General features: G+C 67.3%; 15 protein-coding genes. All 15 read right to left on the bottom strand.

Features of this window, described 5'->3' with window-relative positions; all coding sequences use genetic code 11:
- Positions 1–2: 2 nt before the first annotated feature.
- The 15 genes from ABSH63_RS03730 to ABSH63_RS03660 all read right to left on the bottom strand — a co-directional run bounded on the left by ABSH63_RS03730 (position 3) and on the right by ABSH63_RS03660 (position 17,719).
- Entirely contained in the window at positions 3–806 is an 804-nt protein-coding gene (locus tag ABSH63_RS03730) for a Na(+)-translocating NADH-quinone reductase subunit C (protein ID WP_352887566.1), read from the bottom strand.
- 11 nt (positions 807–817) lie between these two features.
- Positions 818–2,035: an NADH:ubiquinone reductase (Na(+)-transporting) subunit B gene (locus ABSH63_RS03725; protein ID WP_352887565.1), complete on the bottom strand. Its 1,218-nt coding sequence runs from the start codon at positions 2,033–2,035 to the stop codon at positions 818–820.
- 188 nt (positions 2,036–2,223) lie between these two features.
- Positions 2,224–3,579, bottom strand: a complete 1,356-nt coding sequence (locus ABSH63_RS03720; RefSeq protein ID WP_352887563.1) for a Na(+)-translocating NADH-quinone reductase subunit A — start codon at positions 3,577–3,579, stop codon at positions 2,224–2,226.
- A gap of 125 nt (positions 3,580–3,704) precedes the next feature.
- Positions 3,705–5,108 carry an NADH-quinone oxidoreductase subunit N gene (locus ABSH63_RS03715; protein ID WP_352887812.1) on the bottom strand — a complete coding sequence of 468 codons (1,404 nt, stop codon included), beginning with the start codon at positions 5,106–5,108 and terminating at the stop codon, positions 3,705–3,707.
- Positions 5,109–5,155: 47 nt separating this feature from the next.
- On the bottom strand, positions 5,156–6,694 hold the full coding sequence (gene nuoM / locus ABSH63_RS03710; protein ID WP_352887810.1) for an NADH-quinone oxidoreductase subunit M: 1,539 nt from the start codon (positions 6,692–6,694) through the stop codon (positions 5,156–5,158).
- Positions 6,691–8,505 carry an NADH-quinone oxidoreductase subunit L gene (gene nuoL / locus ABSH63_RS03705; RefSeq protein ID WP_352887562.1) on the bottom strand — a complete coding sequence of 605 codons (1,815 nt, stop codon included), beginning with the start codon at positions 8,503–8,505 and terminating at the stop codon, positions 6,691–6,693. The genes nuoM and nuoL overlap by 4 nt, the downstream gene beginning before the upstream one ends.
- Positions 8,502–8,810: an NADH-quinone oxidoreductase subunit NuoK gene (gene nuoK / locus ABSH63_RS03700; RefSeq protein WP_352887560.1), complete on the bottom strand. Its 309-nt coding sequence runs from the start codon at positions 8,808–8,810 to the stop codon at positions 8,502–8,504. The genes nuoL and nuoK overlap by 4 nt, the downstream gene beginning before the upstream one ends.
- Complete coding sequence (gene nuoJ, locus ABSH63_RS03695; RefSeq protein WP_352887558.1) at positions 8,807–9,313, bottom strand: NADH-quinone oxidoreductase subunit J; 507 nt, start codon at positions 9,311–9,313, stop codon at positions 8,807–8,809. Before nuoJ ends, nuoK begins: the two co-directional genes overlap by 4 nt.
- The gene (nuoI, locus tag ABSH63_RS03690) at positions 9,310–9,873 is read right to left on the bottom strand and encodes an NADH-quinone oxidoreductase subunit NuoI (RefSeq protein ID WP_352887557.1); all 564 of its coding nucleotides are present in this window, start codon (positions 9,871–9,873) and stop codon (positions 9,310–9,312) included. The genes nuoJ and nuoI overlap by 4 nt, the downstream gene beginning before the upstream one ends.
- Positions 9,873–10,856, bottom strand: a complete 984-nt coding sequence (gene nuoH / locus ABSH63_RS03685; protein WP_352887556.1) for an NADH-quinone oxidoreductase subunit NuoH — start codon at positions 10,854–10,856, stop codon at positions 9,873–9,875. Before nuoH ends, nuoI begins: the two co-directional genes overlap by 1 nt.
- On the bottom strand, positions 10,853–13,537 hold the full coding sequence (nuoG, locus tag ABSH63_RS03680) for an NADH-quinone oxidoreductase subunit NuoG (protein WP_352887554.1): 2,685 nt from the start codon (positions 13,535–13,537) through the stop codon (positions 10,853–10,855). Before nuoG ends, nuoH begins: the two co-directional genes overlap by 4 nt.
- A complete protein-coding gene (nuoF, locus tag ABSH63_RS03675; RefSeq protein WP_352887552.1) occupies positions 13,534–14,847 on the bottom strand; it encodes an NADH-quinone oxidoreductase subunit NuoF in 1,314 nt (437 codons plus the stop codon). The genes nuoG and nuoF overlap by 4 nt, the downstream gene beginning before the upstream one ends.
- Positions 14,844–15,347, bottom strand: a complete 504-nt coding sequence (gene nuoE, locus ABSH63_RS03670; protein ID WP_434223243.1) for an NADH-quinone oxidoreductase subunit NuoE — start codon at positions 15,345–15,347, stop codon at positions 14,844–14,846. Before nuoE ends, nuoF begins: the two co-directional genes overlap by 4 nt.
- Positions 15,319–17,088 (bottom strand): NADH-quinone oxidoreductase subunit C/D, encoded by a 1,770-nt coding sequence (gene nuoC, locus ABSH63_RS03665; protein ID WP_352887550.1) that lies wholly within the window; start codon positions 17,086–17,088, stop codon positions 15,319–15,321. Before nuoC ends, nuoE begins: the two co-directional genes overlap by 29 nt.
- Positions 17,081–17,719 carry a NuoB/complex I 20 kDa subunit family protein gene (locus ABSH63_RS03660; RefSeq protein ID WP_352887549.1) on the bottom strand — a complete coding sequence of 213 codons (639 nt, stop codon included), beginning with the start codon at positions 17,717–17,719 and terminating at the stop codon, positions 17,081–17,083. Before ABSH63_RS03660 ends, nuoC begins: the two co-directional genes overlap by 8 nt.
- Positions 17,720–17,723: the final 4 nt, after the last annotated feature.

The following is a 17,723-nucleotide window of genomic DNA, read 5'->3' as shown; positions in this document are numbered from 1 at the left end:
CCTCAAGCGGAGGGCGCGGCGGCGGCGCCCGCGTGCTGCGCGGCGAGCTTGTCGAGAAACGGTTTGAAGCCGTCCTCGGACATCCAGTAGCGGATCAGGTTGCTGACGCCGTTCGAGGTCAGCGTCGCGCCGGCGAGCGCGTCGACCTTGTGCTCGGCGTCCGGCGCGTTCGGATCGACGCCGCCCTTGACCAGGTGCAGAGCGAGCTGGCCCTGCTCGTCGTAGAGCTTCTTGCCCGGCCACAACTGCTTCCAGTTGGGGTTGTCGACCTCACCACCCAGTCCCGGTGTCTCCGCATGCTGGTAAAAGTTGATGCCGACCACGGTATTGCCGTCGGCCTCGACGGCGAGAAAACCGTACAGCGTGGACCACAGGCCATAGCCGCTGATCGGCAGGATCACCGTGCGCGGCGTGCCGTCCTCGTTGTAGAGGAAATAGACCGTCGCGTACCGGGGCCGGTACTTGACCTTGGCGATGTCGGCATCCGCAGGGATCGATCGACCACCCTGCGCCGGGTCCTTGGCGGCGGCGTACTGATCAAAGGTGGCCGGATCGATGCCATCCACGATCTCACCGGTATCCAGCTCGACGACCTTGGGCGTGATCTGCTTGAACGCCTCGTCGATATCCATGCCGGGTTCGTACATGTTGACGACGCGCAGGATGTTCTTGCGCTTGTCGTCGAGCTTGGAGGCCTGCTGCACCGGACGCAGCGCGATCGCCGCCACCGTCACCAGCAGGGAGCAGACGAAGCACAGCACGCCGGCGACGATCAGGGCGTTGGCTTTGGTGTCCTTGATGGCCATGAGCAAATCCCTCAGGTCGTCGCCAAGCGGCGCTGGCGACGTGCGACGTTGGCGCGCACGACAGCGTAGTCGAACAACGGCGCGAAGATGTTGCCGAGCAGGATCGCCAGCATCACCGATTCCGGAAATGCCGGATTGAGCACGCGCACCAGCACCACCATGACGCCGCAAAACGCGCCAAAGATCCAGCGCCCGACATCGGTATGCGCCGCCGACACCGGATCGGTGGCCATGAACATCAGGCCGAAGGCGAAGCCGCCGACGGTCAGATGCCAGTACCACGGAAACGCGAACATCGGATTGGATTCGGAGCCGATCAGGTTGAACAGCAGCGTCATGCCGATCATGCCGGCGAGCATGCCCAAGACGATGCGATAACTGGCGATGCCGGTGTAAAGGAGAAAGGCGCCGCCGATGAAGATCGCCAGCGCGGACACCTCGCCGATGCTGCCCTGCTCGATGCCGATGAAGGTCTGCATCCAGGTCAGGCCCGTGTCCTTGACCGCGTCGAGCCCGCCGAGCTTGGCGATGCCCAGCGTCGTCGCCGAGGTGTAGCCGTCGACCGCCGTCCACACGGCATCACCGGAGTGCTGAGCCGGATAGGCAAAGTACAGGAAGGCGCGGCCGGTCAACGCCGGATTGAGGAAGTTCTTGCCGGTGCCGCCGAAGATCTCCTTGCCGATGATGACACCGAAGCTGATGCCGAGCGCAACCTGCCACAGCGGCACCGTTGGCGGCAGGATCAGCGAGAACAGGATGGAGGTGACGAAGAAGCCTTCGTTGATCTCGTGGCGGCGCACGGTGGCGAACAGCACCTCCCAGAAACCGCCGACGACGAAGGTCACCACGTAGATCGGGAACCAATGCCAGAAGCCGTACCAGAAACAGTCCCAGATGCTGCTCGGATCGAAGCCGGCGCCGACCAGATGCAGCATCGCCACCAGCCAGCCATCGGCCTGGGTCCGACCGAGCTCGGCGAGCGCGGTGTTGGCTTGGTAACCGACGTTCCAGCAGCCGACCGCGATCGCCGGAAACGTCGCGAGCCAGACATAGATCATCACGCGCTTGAGATCGATGCCGTCGCGCACGTGCGGCGCGGTTCGGGTGACATCGCCCGGCGAGTAGGCGATGGTATCCACCGCCTCGTACAAGGGGTAAAACTTCTCGAAGCGGCCGCCTTTCTTGAACAGCGGCTCCACCCGGTCGAGAAAGTTTCGCAGTGCTGACATATCTCACCTGCCTTGGTTGACGGCCCGGCAGCGCTGCCGGGGCGTCGTTTGATCAAGCTCCGCAGCCCGTCCTCGGCATGCGTTCGACCCGTCCATGAGGTCACGGATGGGACTCATGCGACCCGCCCGGACGTCCGCAGCCACCCGCGCGGGCCGGGGCGCGCCCGTCCAGACACGCCCCGAGCGGCTCAGCCTTCGGCTTCTATTTGCTCGAGGTTGGCGCGCAGGATCGGACCATAGTCGTGCTTGCCGACGCAGACGTACGAACACAGGGCCAGATCCTCCTCGTCCAGCTCCAGCGCGCCGAGTGCCTGCGCGGCATCGGTGTCGCGCACCAGCAGCGCACGCAGCAGCGGTGTCGCCAGGATGTCCAGCGGCATCACTTTCTCGTAGTTGCCGATCGGTACCATCGCGCGCGGCGAGCCGTTGGTCGAGGTGTTCATCGCCATGCGCCGTCGCCCGCGGCTGAACGCGGAAAAAAACACGTTGAGCACGGAGTGGCGGTCACCGGCCGGATTGATCCAGCCGAGGAAGCGACGCTCACGGCCCTCGGCCAGTACGGTGATCTGGGCGTTGTAGCGGCCCAGGTAATTGCCCCAACCGCGCGCCTCGCGACCGCCGAACACCGAGCCGGACAGCGGGCGTGCCTCGCCCGGCTTGATCTCCGCCGTGATCAACTCCGACAGGCAGGCGCCCAGGCGGGTGCGCAGCAGGCGCGGCCTGATCACCTGCGGACCGCCCAGGGCGACGATACGCGTCGGGTCGATGCGCCCGGTCGTGAACAGCCGGCCGATCGCGACCACGTCCTGCGGGCCGAGATACCAGTTCGAGCGCGTCGCTCCGACCGGCTTGAGAAAGTGCATGTGCGTGCCGACGAGGCCGGCCGGATGCGGCCCCTCGAATTCGGCGAGGCGGATCTGCGGCAGCTCGGGCACCGGAATCGCGGCACCCGGCGCCTTGCAGACGTAGAGCTCGTCCGTGAGCCGGGACAGCACGGTCAGACCGTTGCGAAAGTCGTCTTCCTGGCCGCGCAGCACCACGGCCGGATCGGCAGCCAGCGGCCGCGTATCGATGCACGGCACGAAGATCGCCGCGGGCGTGGCGTCGAGTTTGGGCACGCGCGAATACGGGCGTGTACGCAGCGCCGTCCACAGGCCGGAAACACGCAACTGCTCGCGCACCTCGTCGACCGCAATCGTCCCGAGCTGGTCCGCGGACCAGGACTTGAACGTGATCTCGTCGTTGCCGTCGAGGCGGATGACGACGGACTGCAGCACGCGGCGCGCGCCGCGATTGATCGCAACGACCTCGCCGGCACCGGGTGCGGTATGCAGCACGCCCGGCCGGCGCTTGTCCTCGAACAGCGGCTGACCCAGTTTTACCCGGTCACCGACCTCGACGTACATCGTCGGCTTGAGATCGACGTAATCGGCGCCGACGACACCGACGGTGGTCACCGCCGGGGCGTCTTCGATGCGCTGTTCCGGGACACCCTGGATCGGCAGGTCGAGGCCCTTTTTGAGCTTGATGCGCGTGACATCCACGAGCGGGCCACCTGTCATCTGGGTTGCAAAGCGGGCGGATTTTAGTCAATCAGTCCCGGCATCGCCACCGGGCCGACGCGCAAGCGCCGGTTCAGTAAGGGCAATTGCCGACTGCGGCAGCGTGCTCAGGCCAGTGCCGCCAGCGCCAATCCAACCGCGTCTGCGAGCGGCTGCGGCCAGACGCCGGCGCCGATCAGTGCGACCAGCAGTAGCGCCAGCGCGACGCCGCGCGCGACCGTGATCTCCGACCAGACGGTCTCCGGCCGCATGCCGCCGGGTCGCGGCAGGAACTGCACGACCACCAGCCGCAGGTAGTAGTACAGGCCGACCGCGCTGCCGAGCACGACGGCGACCGCGAGCGTCCAGGCGTGCTGCTCGACCGCGGCGGCGAGGATGTAAAACTTGGCGAGAAAGCCGACGGTGAGCGGGACGCCGGCCTGCGCCAGCAGCATCGGCGTGAATACCGAGGTCACCAGCGGCCGGCGCCAGAACAGACCGCGATAGTCGTACAGATGATCGGCGTCCTCGGCATTGGCGCCGCTCGAGAGCGCCGCGATCGCACCGAAGCAGCCCAGCGTCATCACCGCATAGGCGGCGACATAGAACAGCACCGCCTCGCGCGCGGTCGCCCCACCAACGAGAAACGGCACCAAGAGGTAGCCGAAGTGCGCGATCGACGAGTACGCGAGCAGGCGCTTGACGTTGCTCTGCTGCAGGGCGGCGAGATTGCCGACGGCGATGCTCGCGATAGCCAGCGCCGCGAGCGCCTGCGCCAGCATCGGCGTCTGCGCGAGCGTTGCCGCATCAAGCCAGCGCAGCAACACCACGGCGACCGCGCCTTTGGACACCGTCGCCAGAAAGCCGGTGACCGGGGCCGGCGCGCCTTCGTAGACATCGGCGGTCCACAGATGAAACGGCACCAGCGACAGCTTGAAGGCAAAGCCGACCCAGACCAGACCGAGCCCCGCCTGCGCAATGACGCGGTCATCGCCGCTGGCCTGCGCGAGCGCGGCGCCGAGCGTGTCGAACTGCAGGCTGCCGCTCGCCGCGTAGACCAGCGCGAAGCCGAACAGCAGCGTCGCCGTCGACGCCGCCGACAGCACCAGATACTTGATGCCGGCTTCGAGCGGGCGCTTGCGCAGCAAGGGATACGCGATCATGCCAAGCAGCGCGATGCCGAGCGTCTCCAAGCCGAGCAGCAGGCTCGCCGCATGGCGCGCCCCGGCAAGCACCATCGCGCCGAACACCGCGAGCAGCAGCAGCAAGTACATCTCCTCGCGCCAGCCGTCGTGCTGTGCGAGATAGCCGTAGACCAGCAGCACCGTGATCGCGCCGGCCAAGGCGAACAGCGCCATCGCCAAGCGCGCGTAATCGTCGACGATCAGCAGCGGCGTGATTTCGACCGTGGGCTGCGCAACGAGGCAGGCGCCGAAGGCGAGGATGAAGCCCAGCGTCGTCAGTTGCGCGATCGCACGATGATCGCGACGCGCGGCGATCAACAGCATCACCAGCACGATGCCGGCCGCCATCAGGATCAACGGCGCGCCGGCGAGAAGCTCGGCCTGCAATCCAGGACTCACGGCGGCGGCACTCCGAGTGCATACCAGTTGGCGATCTGCGCCAGCGGCGCGAAGGCGAGATCGATCACTGGCTGCGGATACAGGCCGAGCGCGAGCAGCGCGAGCATCACGAAGCCCATCATCAGCTTCTCGCGCGCGGTGAGATCCTCGACGCAGGTGTCGTCGGCCGGCGGTCCGTGCAATGCACGCTGCACGATGTACAGCGAGTACACCGCCGCGAGAATCAGGCCGGTCGCGGCGAGTGCGGTGATCCACGGCGCGACGGAGAAGCTGCCGAACAGCACGAGGAACTCGCCGACGAAGTTGCCAAGGCCAGGCAGGCCGAGCGAGGCGAGCGCAAAGAACATCAGCGCGGTCGCATAGTGCGGCGCACGATGCGCGAGTCCGCCCATGCGTGACAGCTCGCGCGTGTGCAGGCGCTCGTAGAGTTCGCCGCAGAGGATGAACAGCGCGCCGGTGGCAAGGCCGTGCGCGAGCATCAGCAGCAGCGCGCCCTGCAGCGCCAGCGTCGTGCCCGCATAGATGCCGAGCAGCACGAAGCCCATGTGCGAGACGCTGGTGTAGGCAACCAGACGCTTGATGTCAGTCTGCACCAGCGCCATCTTCGCGCCGTAGAGGATGCCCAGAATCGCCAGCGCCATGGCCACCGGCGCGAAGTCCGTCGATGCATTCGGAAACAGCGGCAGCACGAAGCGCAGCAGCCCGTAGGCACCGGTCTTGAGCAGCACACCGGCGAGATCCACCGAACCGGCCGTCGGCGCCTGCGAGTGCGCGTCCGGCAGCCACGGATGCAGCGGGAACACCGGCAGCTTGACCGCGAAGCCAACAAAGAACGCCAGCATCAGCAGCATTTCCTGCGTCGCACTGAGCGGCGTGTACAACAGCTCGGCGTAGCTGAAGCTCCACTGCCCGGTGTTCTGCTGGTGCAGCCACACCAGCGCGAGAATGCCGACCAGCATCAAGAGGCCCGAGGCCTGGGTGAAGATGAAGAACTTGGTCGCCGCATAAACGCGCGAGCGCCCGCCGCGGCTCGAATGGCCCCAGAGCGCGATCAGAAAGTACATCGGCACCAGCATCGCTTCCCAGAACACGAAGAACAGGAACAGGTCCAGCGCCATGAACACGCCCATGACGCCGGCGAGGTTCCACAGCAGGTTCAGATGGAAGAACCCGACGTACTGCTGGATCTCGCGCCACGAGCAAGCCACCGACAAGACGCCCAGCACGCCGGTGAGCAGCACCATCAACAGGCCGAGACCGTCGATGCCGAGGTGGAAGCTCACGCCCCAGCGCGGAATCCACTCGGCGCGGAATTCGAGGATCCACTCAGGTGACCCGTGGGGTGGGACGGCCGGTGGCACGTCTGCGTGCAGCCAGATCCAGACCGCGAGCAGGCAGGTCGCGCCCATGCTCAGTAGGCCGACCCAGCGCGGCCAGGTCAGCGACCAGCGTTCCGCGTACCAGGCCGCGAGTCCGCCGAAGAACGGAATCAGAATCAGCGCCGGCAGCAGCCAGGCGCTCAGGCCCGGCGTCATGTCCATGTGGCGGCCCCGAGCAGAACGACCACGCCCGCCGCCATCGCTGCCGCATACCAGCGCAGTCGACCGTTCTGCGGCTTGAGTGCAAGCCGGTGCAGCCCCATCAGTGCGATCGCGACAGCGTCATAGACCTGGTCGACGACATCGCGGCGATTGACGCGCGCCAGCGCGTACACCGGGCGCACGAGCAATGCGTCGTAAAGCGCATCGAAACCCCAGCCGGACTTGACCAGCGCACGCAGCGGTGTGTCGTCGGGCGCAACACCGGCGCCGCGTCCGTACCAAAACCAGGCCAGCACGATACCGGCGAGCCCGGCGGCCACGGCGAGAATCTCCGGCACATGGCTCGCCGGCTTGGCCGGATCATCCGGCAGCACGCCGGCGAGCGGCAGCGCAATCGCCCCGCCGACGACCGACAACAGCATCAGCGCGAGGAGCGGCACGCGCATGCGCACAGTGTCCGCGTCGTGCGCGTGCGTGTGCTCGCGACCGAGGAAGACGATGAACACGAGCCGGAACGTATAAAGCCCGGTCAGGAACGCGCAGGCCGCGCCCATCGCCCACCACGCGTGATGGCCATTCGACCAGGCGCCGGCGAGAATCGCCTCCTTGCTCCAGAAGCCGGCGGTGACCAGCGGCAGCGCCGCGAGCGCCGAACCGCCGACGACGAAACTCCAGAACGCCAGCGGCAATCTCCGGCGTAGCCCGCCCATGCAGAAGATGTCCTGCTCGTGATGGCAGGCGAGGATCACGCTGCCAGACGCGAGGAACAGCAGCGCCTTAAAGAAGGCGTGGGTCATCAGGTGGAAGATCGCCGCCTGCCAGGCGCCGGCGCCGAGCGCGAGGAACATGTAGCCGATCTGCGACATCGTCGAGTACGCCAGCACGCGCTTGATGTCGGTCTGCACCAGTGCCGCCGCGCCGGCGAGCAGCAGCGTGATCGCGCCGATCCAGCCGACGAGGGCCAGCGCCTCGGGTGCCAGCAGGTACAGGCCATTGAGCCGTGCGATCAGATAGACGCCGGCGGTCACCATCGTCGCCGCGTGGATCAGCGCCGAGACCGGTGTCGGACCGGCCATCGCGTCCGGCAGCCAGGCCTGCAGCGGCAACTGCGCCGACTTGCCGACGGCGCCGCCGAGAATCAGCAGCGCAATCAAGGTCGGCGTCCAGGAATCGTTGGCCCAGACCAGCGGCGCCGCCGTCAGCACGCCGGTGATGTCGAGCGTGTGCAGCTCGCGATAGAGCAGGAACAGGCCGATCGCCATCGCGGTGTCGCCGACGCGCGTGGTGATGAAGGCCTTGCGTGCTGCCGCGCCGTTGGCCGGGTCGTGATTCCAGAAGCCGATCAGCAGATACGAGCACAGGCCCACGCCTTCCCAGCCGAGGTACAGCAGCAGCAGATTGTCGGCGAGCACCAGCACCAGCATCATCGCGACGAACAGGTTCATGTACGCGAAGAACTGGCGGTAGTGCGGGTCGTCGCGCATGTAACCCGAGGCATAGCTGTGAATCAGCGCGCCGACGCCGGTGATGATTCCCGTCATCGTCAGCGCCAGCCCGTCGAACTGCAGTGCGATGCGCGGCGCAAAGCTGTCGAGCTGCAGCCATTGCCACAAGACGACGGTAAACGGCTCGCGTACATCGAGCCATTGCGCGCCGAGCCACGCCGTCAGCAGCGCCGCAGCCGTGATCGAGCCGGTGCCGAGCAGGGTGACGCCCACACGCGGGATGCGCGTCCACAGCAGCAGCACCGCCGCGCTCGAGAGCGGCAGCCAGACCACCCAAGGCAGTAGCGTGGCCGGATTCACGCCTTCATCCCCGCCACCGCATCTGGATCGAGCGATCTAAAGCGGCGATGAATCTGCAGCAGCAGCGCCAGACCCACGGCGACCTCGGCGGCGGCGAGCGTCAGCACCAGCACGAACATCACCTGCCCGTCGGCCTGCGCCCAGCGACTGCCGGCGACGACGAAGGCCAGAGCCGCGGCGTTGAGCATGATCTCCAGGCACATCAAGGAGAACAGCAGGCCGCGGCGCACCAGCAGCCCGGCCAGACCGAGCGCGAACAGCGCCGCGCAGACGGCCAGCGCATGTGCCAGCGGCACCGTAGTCATGCGCCGCCCCCGCGCGCCGGCCGCGCCCGGCCGATGTGGAAGGCCGAGACCAGACCGGCGAGCAGCAGCATCGAGCCGAGTTCGACTGCGAGCAGGTACGGCCCGAACAACAGCACGCCGACGGCCTTGGGGGCGACCTCGGCGCCGCCGGCCGGCGCATCGAGCGTCCACAACGCCGCCAGCAACTGCAGCAGCAGCGCCGCGGCGAGCAGGCCCGGCCCGATCCAGTAGCGCGGCCGCAGCCAAGGCGCCTCGCCGCGCGCGGCATCGGGTCCGAGATTGAGCAGCATCACCACGAACACGAACAGCACCATGATCGCGCCGGCGTAGACCACGATCTCCAGCATCGCCGCAAACGGCGCGCCGAGCGCGAGCATCACGCCGGCTGCGCCGAGCAGCGAGACGATCAGGTACAGCAGCGCGTGCACCGGATGCGCGCGCGTGATCGCGAGCAGCGTCGCGGCCAGCGCCACGGCGGACGCGCCGTAGAACAGCAGCGTCACGGCAGCAGGCTCCTCGGATCGACGGGCGGCTCTTCGTTCTGCGCCGCACCCTTGGGCTTGCCGGACACGGACAGGCCGGCGACCTTGTAGAAGCTGTAGCCCGGTTGCTTGCCCTGCCCGCTGATGAGCAGGTGCTCTTTCTCGTAGACCATGTTGCGGCGGTCGTATTCGGCCATCTCGAAGTCCGGCGTCAGTTGGATCGCGTAGGTCGGGCAGGCTTCCTCGCACAGGCCGCAGTAGATGCAGCGCGAGAAGTTGATGCGGAACCACTCGGGATACCAGCGCCCGTCCTCGGGCCGCTCCGCCTTCTGCAGGGCGATGCAGCCGACCGGGCAGGCGACCGCGCACAGGTTGCAGGCGACGCAGCGCTCCTCGCCGTCGGGGTCGCGCGTCAGCACGATGCGCCCGCGGTAGCGCGGCGGCAGGTAGGGCATCTGCTCCGGGTACTCGATCGTCGAGCGGCGATGGAACAGGTGCAGGAACACGCGCCACAGCGACAGGCATTGCGTGTAAAAGCCTTCGAGCAGCAGGCGCAGACCGGACGGCGTTGGCGTCGACATCAACCGGCCCTCCACAACACGACGGCACCGGTGACGGCCGTGTTCAGCAGCGCCAGCGGCAGCAGCACCAGCCAGCCAAAGCGCATGAGCTGGTCGTAGCGCGGCCGCGGAATCGCCGCGCGCAGCAGGATGAAGAACAGGATGAAAACGCCGGTCTTGATGCAGAACCACAGCAGCGGCATGAATTCCCAGCCGAACAGGGTCCAGCCGAAAGTCGGCCCGAGCCAGCCGCCGAAGTACAACGTGGTCAGTAGCGACGACACCAGAATCACCGCGACGTATTCACCGACGAAGAACATGCCGAACTTCATGCCCGAATACTCGGTGTGAAAACCCGCGGTCAGCTCGTGTTCGGCCTCGGGCAGGTCCAGCGGCAGGCGGTGGGTTTCGGCCAGCCCGGCAATCATGAACAGCAGGAACCCCAGCGCCTGGGGGATGATGAACCAACCGTCGCGCTGCGCCTCGACGATGTCAGCCAGATCGAAGCTGCCGGCCTGGATGACGACACCGATCAGCGCCAGGCCCATGAACACCTCGTAGCTGATCGACTGCGCCGCGGCGCGCATCGCGCCGATCAGCGCGTACTTGTTGTTCGACGCCCAGCCGCCGAGCAGCACGGCGTAGACCGCGAGCGAGGTCATGCCGAGCACGAACAAGATGCCGACGTTCCAGTTCGCGGCGATGTGCACGCCCGGCGCGATCGGCACCACCGCGAAGGCCAGCAACACCGTGATCATGGCGATCGGTGGCGCGATGACGAAGACCACGCGGTCGGCGAACGGCGGCACCCAGTCGTCCTTGGTGAAGATCTTGATCATGTCGGCGACGACCTGGCCGATGCCCAGAAACCACACGCGGTTGGGTCCCCAGCGGTCCTGCCACAGGCCGAGCATGCGCCGCTCGACCCAGATCAGCAGCGCGGCGGTGCCGACGACGGCGGTCAGGATGGTGCCGACCAGCAGTGGATTGAATGCGTCGCTCATGCCGGCACCAGCATGACGCGGGCATCTACCGGCAGCACCGGCACACCGGGCAGACCGTACGGCACGCCGATGGCGCCGGCGGCCATCGTTGCGTCGATCCGCAGTTTTGCATGCCAGCGCTGGCCGCCGCAGTCGCAGATCACGGTCGTGTCGTCGGCCAGTCCATTGGCGTGATCCGGATGCACGACGACGTAAGGCCTGGGCACGCGTGTTGCAATCGCCGCGCCGCGCGCCGACAGCTCCTCCGACCCGAACAGCTCGTGCAGCCAGACGACTTCCAGTTCTCGCGCCGGCTGCCACGCTGGTCGCTCGTAGTAGGTGGCGCTTGCCTCGCGTGCCAGCAGCAGCACGCCGGGATCGCCGCCGCGCAGCGGGCCGTTGATCTCGTGCTGGAACTTGTTGACCGACTGTACCGAGTTCCAGCGCGGCGCCCAGAAGATCGGAATCTGAGCCGGCGGTGCGCCGCTGCGGGCACCTTCCATCGTGAACGCGAGCGGCGTGTCCGCATCCTGCGGCGGGCGCGGCTCGTGGATGTCGCGGTGCGCGTGCATCGCCGTGCGGCCGCTGTAGCGGTGCGGCTGGCGCGGGATGCGGCTGCCGGCGAGGCGAAAGCGCGCCGACGGCGCCGCATCGACGATGCCGGCGAGCTGCGGATGCGCTTGCGCGCAGCACTCGATCAGCGCATCGAGCGTGTCACCCAGATCCAGACCGGCGGCCGGCGCGGCCTGCTGCAGCCAGCGCCAGGATTCGCGCACGTCGCCGTCCGGCACGAACACCTGGAAGTAGCGCTGCGCACGACCCTCGTAGTTCACCAGCGTGCCGTCGGTTTCGGCGAAGCTGCCGGCCGGAAGCAGCAGCGTGGCCTTCGCGGTCGTTGGCGTCGCCAGCGCGTCGAGCACGACGAGGTTCTCAACGCGCGCGAGCGCGGCATCGACCCGCGCCGCCGGCGCGAGGCGATACAGATCGGTTTCGAGCACGACCAGCGTGTCGATCTCGCCGGCCTCGATGCGCGCGAGCGCGGCGTCGGCATCGTCACCGCCGAGCAGCGCCGTGCCGACGCTGTTGGCCGCGCGCGGCAGCAGCGCGATCGATGGCGCGACCCCGGCCTTGTCCAAGGCCACGCACAGATTCGCGGCCTCCTGCAACAGTGCGACCGATCCCGCCGAGGTGCCGGCGACGATCAACGGCCGCTGCGCGGTTCTGAGGGCCGTGGCGATGTCGTGCGCGAGGTGAATCGCGTCGTCGTCGAGTCCCGGCGCACGCGGCTGCGTATAGTCGAACAGATGCACGATCTCCTGCGCGAGCCGCGCGAGATCGGCGGGCCGGCCGTGATACGTGCGCTTCGCGATGTCGTCGAGTCCGGTTGCGCGCGCACTGAGCACGAACAGCGGACACTTCGCGTGCTGCGCGAGTAGGCGCACCGAATGATCCTGCCAGCGCGGCACGTTGGCGGCGTCGGCCATCGCAAAGGCAGCGTTGCGCACCGACTGGCGCAAGGCCAGCGCCAGACGCGCGCCGGTCGCGAGCAGGTCCTCGCCGAGCACCAGCACGGCGTCGGCGGATTCGGCCTCGCGGATCGAGGCGATGCGCGCCGGCGTCTGCCGCAGGATCTGCACGAGAGCATCGTCGCAGGCTGCCTCGCTTGCGGCGACGCCGCGATGGAAGTTCGCGTCCCCGACGAGCGCCCGCAATGCATGGTTCGCTTCGAGCGAGGCGCGCGGCGAACCGATGCCGAGCACGCGCCCCTGCTCGATCCATGCGCCGAGCTGCGCCGCGGCGGCCGCGGCGGCGATGGGCGCACCCTCGAGCAGCGCACGGCGCGGACGATCGTCCGCGTTGGTGTACTGATAGCCGTAGCGCCCGCGGTCGCAGAGGAAGTAGCCGTTGAGCGCACCGTGGTAGCGGTTCTCGACGCGCTTGATGCGGCCGTAGCGCTCGCCGGGCATGAGGTTGCAGCCGAGCGCGCAGTGATGGCAGACGCTGGGCGCCTGCTGCAGGTCCCACTTGCGCGTGTACGACTCACCGTAGGGCTTGTCAGTGAACACGCCGGTGGGACAGACCTCGACCAGGTTGCCGGAGAACGGGCTTTCGAGCACGCCGTCGCTCGCGCGGCCGAAATAGACGTGGTGATGCGCGCCGAACACGTTCAGATCGTCACCGCCGGCGTATTCGCGATAGAAGCGCACGCAGCGGTAGCACGCGATGCAGCGGTTCATCTCGTGGCCGACGAAGGGGCCGAGATCCTGATTCAGATGCGTGCGCTTGGTATGGCGATAGCGCCGGTAGGCGTGTCCGATCATCACGGTCATGTCCTGCAGATGGCAGGCGCCGCCCTCTTCGCAGACCGGGCAGTCGTGCGGATGGTTGGTCATCAGAAACTCGATGACCGCCGCGCGCATGGTCACGGCGTCTGCGTGCGCGAGACTGAAGCGCGCCTTGTCCGTGCAGGGCGTCATACACGCCATGACCACGCGGCCCTGGGTGTCGTTCTCGTCCTTGAACTGGGTGACCGCGCACTGGCGGCAGGCGCCGACGCTGCCCAGCGCCGGATGCCAGCAGAAGTACGGCAGGTCGTAGCCCAGTTCGAGGGCGACCTCGAGCAGGTTGCGCGAGGGATCGACGGCGTGGATCTTGCCGTCGATCTGGATCGTCGCGTCCGGTGGCTTGCGCGAGATCGTCATCGGCTCTCCTGCAGCGCCGTCGCGGCGATCGGCACGCCGCGGTTCGCCGCGCGCTCGAAGTCCACGCGGAAGTGCTTGAGCGCGCTCTGCAGAGGCTCCATCGCACCGGGCGCGTGCGCGCAGAAGGTGCGGCCGGGACCGAGCCAGCGCGTGAGCTGGCGCAGCACGTCGAGATCCTCCGGCTGGCCGCGGCCGGTGTGCAGGCCGGCGAGAATTTTCTCGCCCCACGGCAGGCCGTCGCGGCAGGGCGTGCACCAGCCGCAGGACTCGCGCGCGAAGAAGGTCATCAGATTGCGCACCATGCCGATGACATCGGTCTGATCGTCCAGCACGATCATGGTGCCGGTGCCCATGCGCGAGCCGGCCTTGGCCACGGAATCGAAGTCCATCGGCAGGTCGAGATGCTCGGCGGTGAGAAAGTCGGTGCTGGCGCCGCCCGGCAGAAAGCCGCGCAGTTTCAGGCCCGCGCGCAGGCCGCCGGCATGCTCTTCGAGAATCTCGCGCACCGTCGTGCCCATCGGCAGTTCCCAGGCGCCGGGGCGGCGCAGCTTGCCGGAGGCGCCGTAGATCTTGGTGCCGCCGTCACCGCAGCGCGACAGGCGCCGAAACCAGTCGGCGCCGTAGTGGACGATGTGGGGCACATTGCACAGCGTCTCGACGTTGTTGACCACCGTCGGCTTGCCGAACAGGCCAGCGGTGGTCGGAAACGGGGGCTTGGCGCGCGGAATCGCGCGCTTGCCTTCGAGCGATGAGATCAGCGCCGTCTCCTCGCCGCAGATATAGCGGCCGGCGCTGGTGTGCAGGTAGAGCTCGAAGTCGAAACCACTACCGAGGATGTCGCGACCGAGCAGGTGCCGCGCACGGCACTCGCGGATCGCCGCACGCAGGCGCTCGGCGGCGAGCACGTATTCGGCGCGCAGGAAGATGTAGCCCACGCTGGCGCCGATCGCATAGCCGCCGATGATCATGCCCTCGATGAGCTGCAGCGGGTCACCTTCGAGCAGCAAACGGTCCTTGAACGTGCCCGGCTCCATCTCGTCGGCATTGGCGACGATGTACTTTTGTTTGGGCGCGTCCGCGCCCATCGGCACCAGGCCCCATTTCACGCCGGTGGGAAAGCCCGCGCCGCCGCGACCGCGCAGGCCCGCGGCCTTGATCAAGCCGGTGACGTCCTGCGGTGCCATCTTCAAGGCCGCGCGCAAGCCCTGGAAACCGCCGTGGCGTTCGTAATCCGCGAGCCCGTACGGCGGGTGCTCGGGGCGGATGCGATCGGTGAGCGGCTTGTCCGGCGGGCGCGTGCGTTGCGTCATGTGTAACGCTCCAGGATCGCGTCGAGGCGCGCCGCATCGACCGATTCGAGGTCGCGATGCGTGTCGCTGTCGATCATCAGCGCCGGCGCGCGATCGCAGGTGCCCAGACAGCAGATCGGCAGCAGCGTGAAGCGACCGTCGGCGGTCGTCTGGCCGAGTTCGACGCCGAGCCTTTGCTTGAGCATCTCGGTGAGCCGCGGCTGACCCATGATCCAGCACGACACCGAATCGCAGACATGGATCACGTGGCGGCCGACCGGCCGGCGGTAGATCAGGTTGTAGAAGGTCGCGACCGCGTCGACGTCCGCGGGCGAACTGCCCAGCTTTGCGGCAATGTCGGCCACGGCCTCGTCGCTGACCCAGCCGCGATGTTTCTGCACGATCTTCAGCGCCTCGATCGTCGCCGCCTGCGGCTGCTCGTAGTGCGACAGCTCGACGTCGATCTCGCGGGTTTCGTCGGGACTCAACATGTCATCTGTCCACGTCCGCCATGACGAAATCGATGCTGGCGATGATCGCGATCAGGTCCGGCACCATCAGTCCGCGCGCAAGATGCGGAATCATCTGCAGATGCGCGAAGCTCGGCGTGCGGATGCGCGTGCGGTAGCTCATGGTGCCGCCGTCGGAAATCAGGTAGTAGCTGTTCAGGCCCTTGGTCGCCTCCACCGTCATCGTGCATTCGCCGGCCGGGATCACCGGGCCCCAGGACACGTTGAGAAAGTGATGGATCAAGGTCTCGATGTCCTGCATCGTGCGGTCCTTGATCGGCGGCGTCGTCAGTGGATGACGCGCCTTGTAGTCGCCGGACGGCATGTGGTTCAGGCACTGCTCGATGATGCGCAGCGACTGGCGGATCTCCTCGACGCGCACGAGGCAGCGGTCGTAGACATCGCCGTTTTTGCCGGTGGGCACCTCGAAGTCGAAGTGCTCGTAACCCGAGTACGGTCGCGCCTTGCGCCAGTCGAAAGCCAGCCCCGTCGCGCGCAGGCCCGGGCCGGTCACGCCCCAGTCGATCGCCTCGGCGGTGCTGTAACGGCCGATGCCGATGCTGCGGCGCTTGAGGATGGTGTTCTTCAGCGCCATCTTCTCGTAGTCCTTGAGGCGCTTGGGCATCCAGTCGAGGAACTCGCGCACCAGTCGCTCCCAGCCGTTCGGCAGGTCGGCGGCGACGCCGCCGATGCGAAACCACGCCGGATGCATGCGAAAGCCGGTGATCGCCTCGATGACGTCATAGGCCTTCTGCCGGTCGACGAACATGAAGAACACCGGGCTCATGCTGCCGACGTCCTGCGCATAAGTCCCGTAGAACAGAAGGTGCGAGGTGATGCGGAAGAACTCGCACAGCATCACGCGGATGGTCTGCGCGCGCGGCGGCACGGTGATGCCGGCCATGCGCTCGATCGCCATCAGATATGGCAGGTTGTTCATCACCCCGCCGAGATAGTCGATGCGATCGGTGTACGGGATGTAGGTGTGCCAGGACTGGCGCTCGCCCATCTTCTCGGCGCCGCGATGGTGGTAGCCGATGTCCGGCACCGCCTGCACGATCTGCTCGCCGTCGAGCTGCAGCATGATGCGGAACACGCCGTGCACGCTCGGATGGTTGGGCCCGAGATTGAGCACCATCGTGTCGTGGTCCTCGGCGACCTCGCGCATGCCCCACTCGGCGGGGTCGATCTTCAGCGCCGCCTGCTCGCGCTCGACGCGCGCCTGGTCCATCACCAGGCGCTCGGCCTCGGTCGCCCGCGCAAAGTGATCCTTGCGCAGCGGATGGCCGTCCCAGGTGCGCGGCATCATGATGCGCACCAGATGCGGATGACCGTCGAAGCGGATGCCGAACAGGTCCCAGACCTCGCGCTCGTACCAGTTGGCGTTCGGCCACAGGCCGGTGATCGAAGGCAGACTCGGCGCGTCCCCGGTCAGCGCGACCTTGATGCGGACATCGGCGTTGCGCTCGATCGACAGCAACTGATAGACGACGGTGAAGTCCGCCGCCGGCAGGCCGCTGCGATGCTGGCGCTGACGCTCGTCGACCGCGGTCAGGTCGTAGAGCATGCGATAGGGCGGGCGCAGCTCACATTTGAGCGTCTTCAACACCGCGAGCAACTTTGACGCCGGCACCCACAGCGTGGGCATGCCGTCGGCCGTCGCCTGTTCGATCAGACCCTCGCCCGGGAAGCGCGCGAGCAGCTCGCCGACGACGCCGGTCGGCTGCGCTTGCTTAAGGACGGCGCTAGACATCATCCGGCGTCCTCAAGTCGGTCGCTGCCATGCGCTCGGCGTGCTTGGCATCGCGCATCGACAGCGCCGGCATCTTGGTCACGCCCTGCGGGCCGACCATCCACGACAGCGGGCGGCGCTCCGACTGGATCGCGTTCTGCAGCAGGATCAGCGCCTGCAGGAAGGCTTCCGGGCGCGGCGGGCAGCCGGAGATGTAGACATCGACCGGCAGGATCTTGTCGACGCCCTGCACCACCGAGTAGATGTCGTACATGCCGCCCGAGTTGGCGCAGGACCCCATCGAGATCACCCACTTGGGTTCCAGCATCTGCTCGTAGAGCAGCTTGATGACCGGCGCCATCTTCAGGAACGGCGTGCCGGAGATGACGATCACGTCGGACTGGCGCGGCGTCGCGCGGATCACCTCGGAACCGAAGCGCGCGAGATCGTGCGTGCTGGTGAACGCGGTCGCCATCTCCACGTAGCAGCACGACAGGCCGAAGTTGAACGGCCACAGCGAGTTCTTGCGCCCCCAGTTGACGGCGTGGTGGGCGAGTTCTTCCAGCTTGCCGAGGAACACGCTCTTGCGCACCTGCTCGTCGAGCGAGGGCGCCGCGCGCGGATCGTCCATGCGCTTGAGGCTGTATTCCATCGAA

This window comes from Sinimarinibacterium thermocellulolyticum (assembly GCF_040327995.1).
Lineage (GTDB): Bacteria > Pseudomonadota > Gammaproteobacteria > Nevskiales > Nevskiaceae > Solimonas > Solimonas thermocellulolyticum.
Note: the sequence above shows the minus strand (reverse complement) of the source record. Positions and strands in the feature narration are given on the sequence as shown.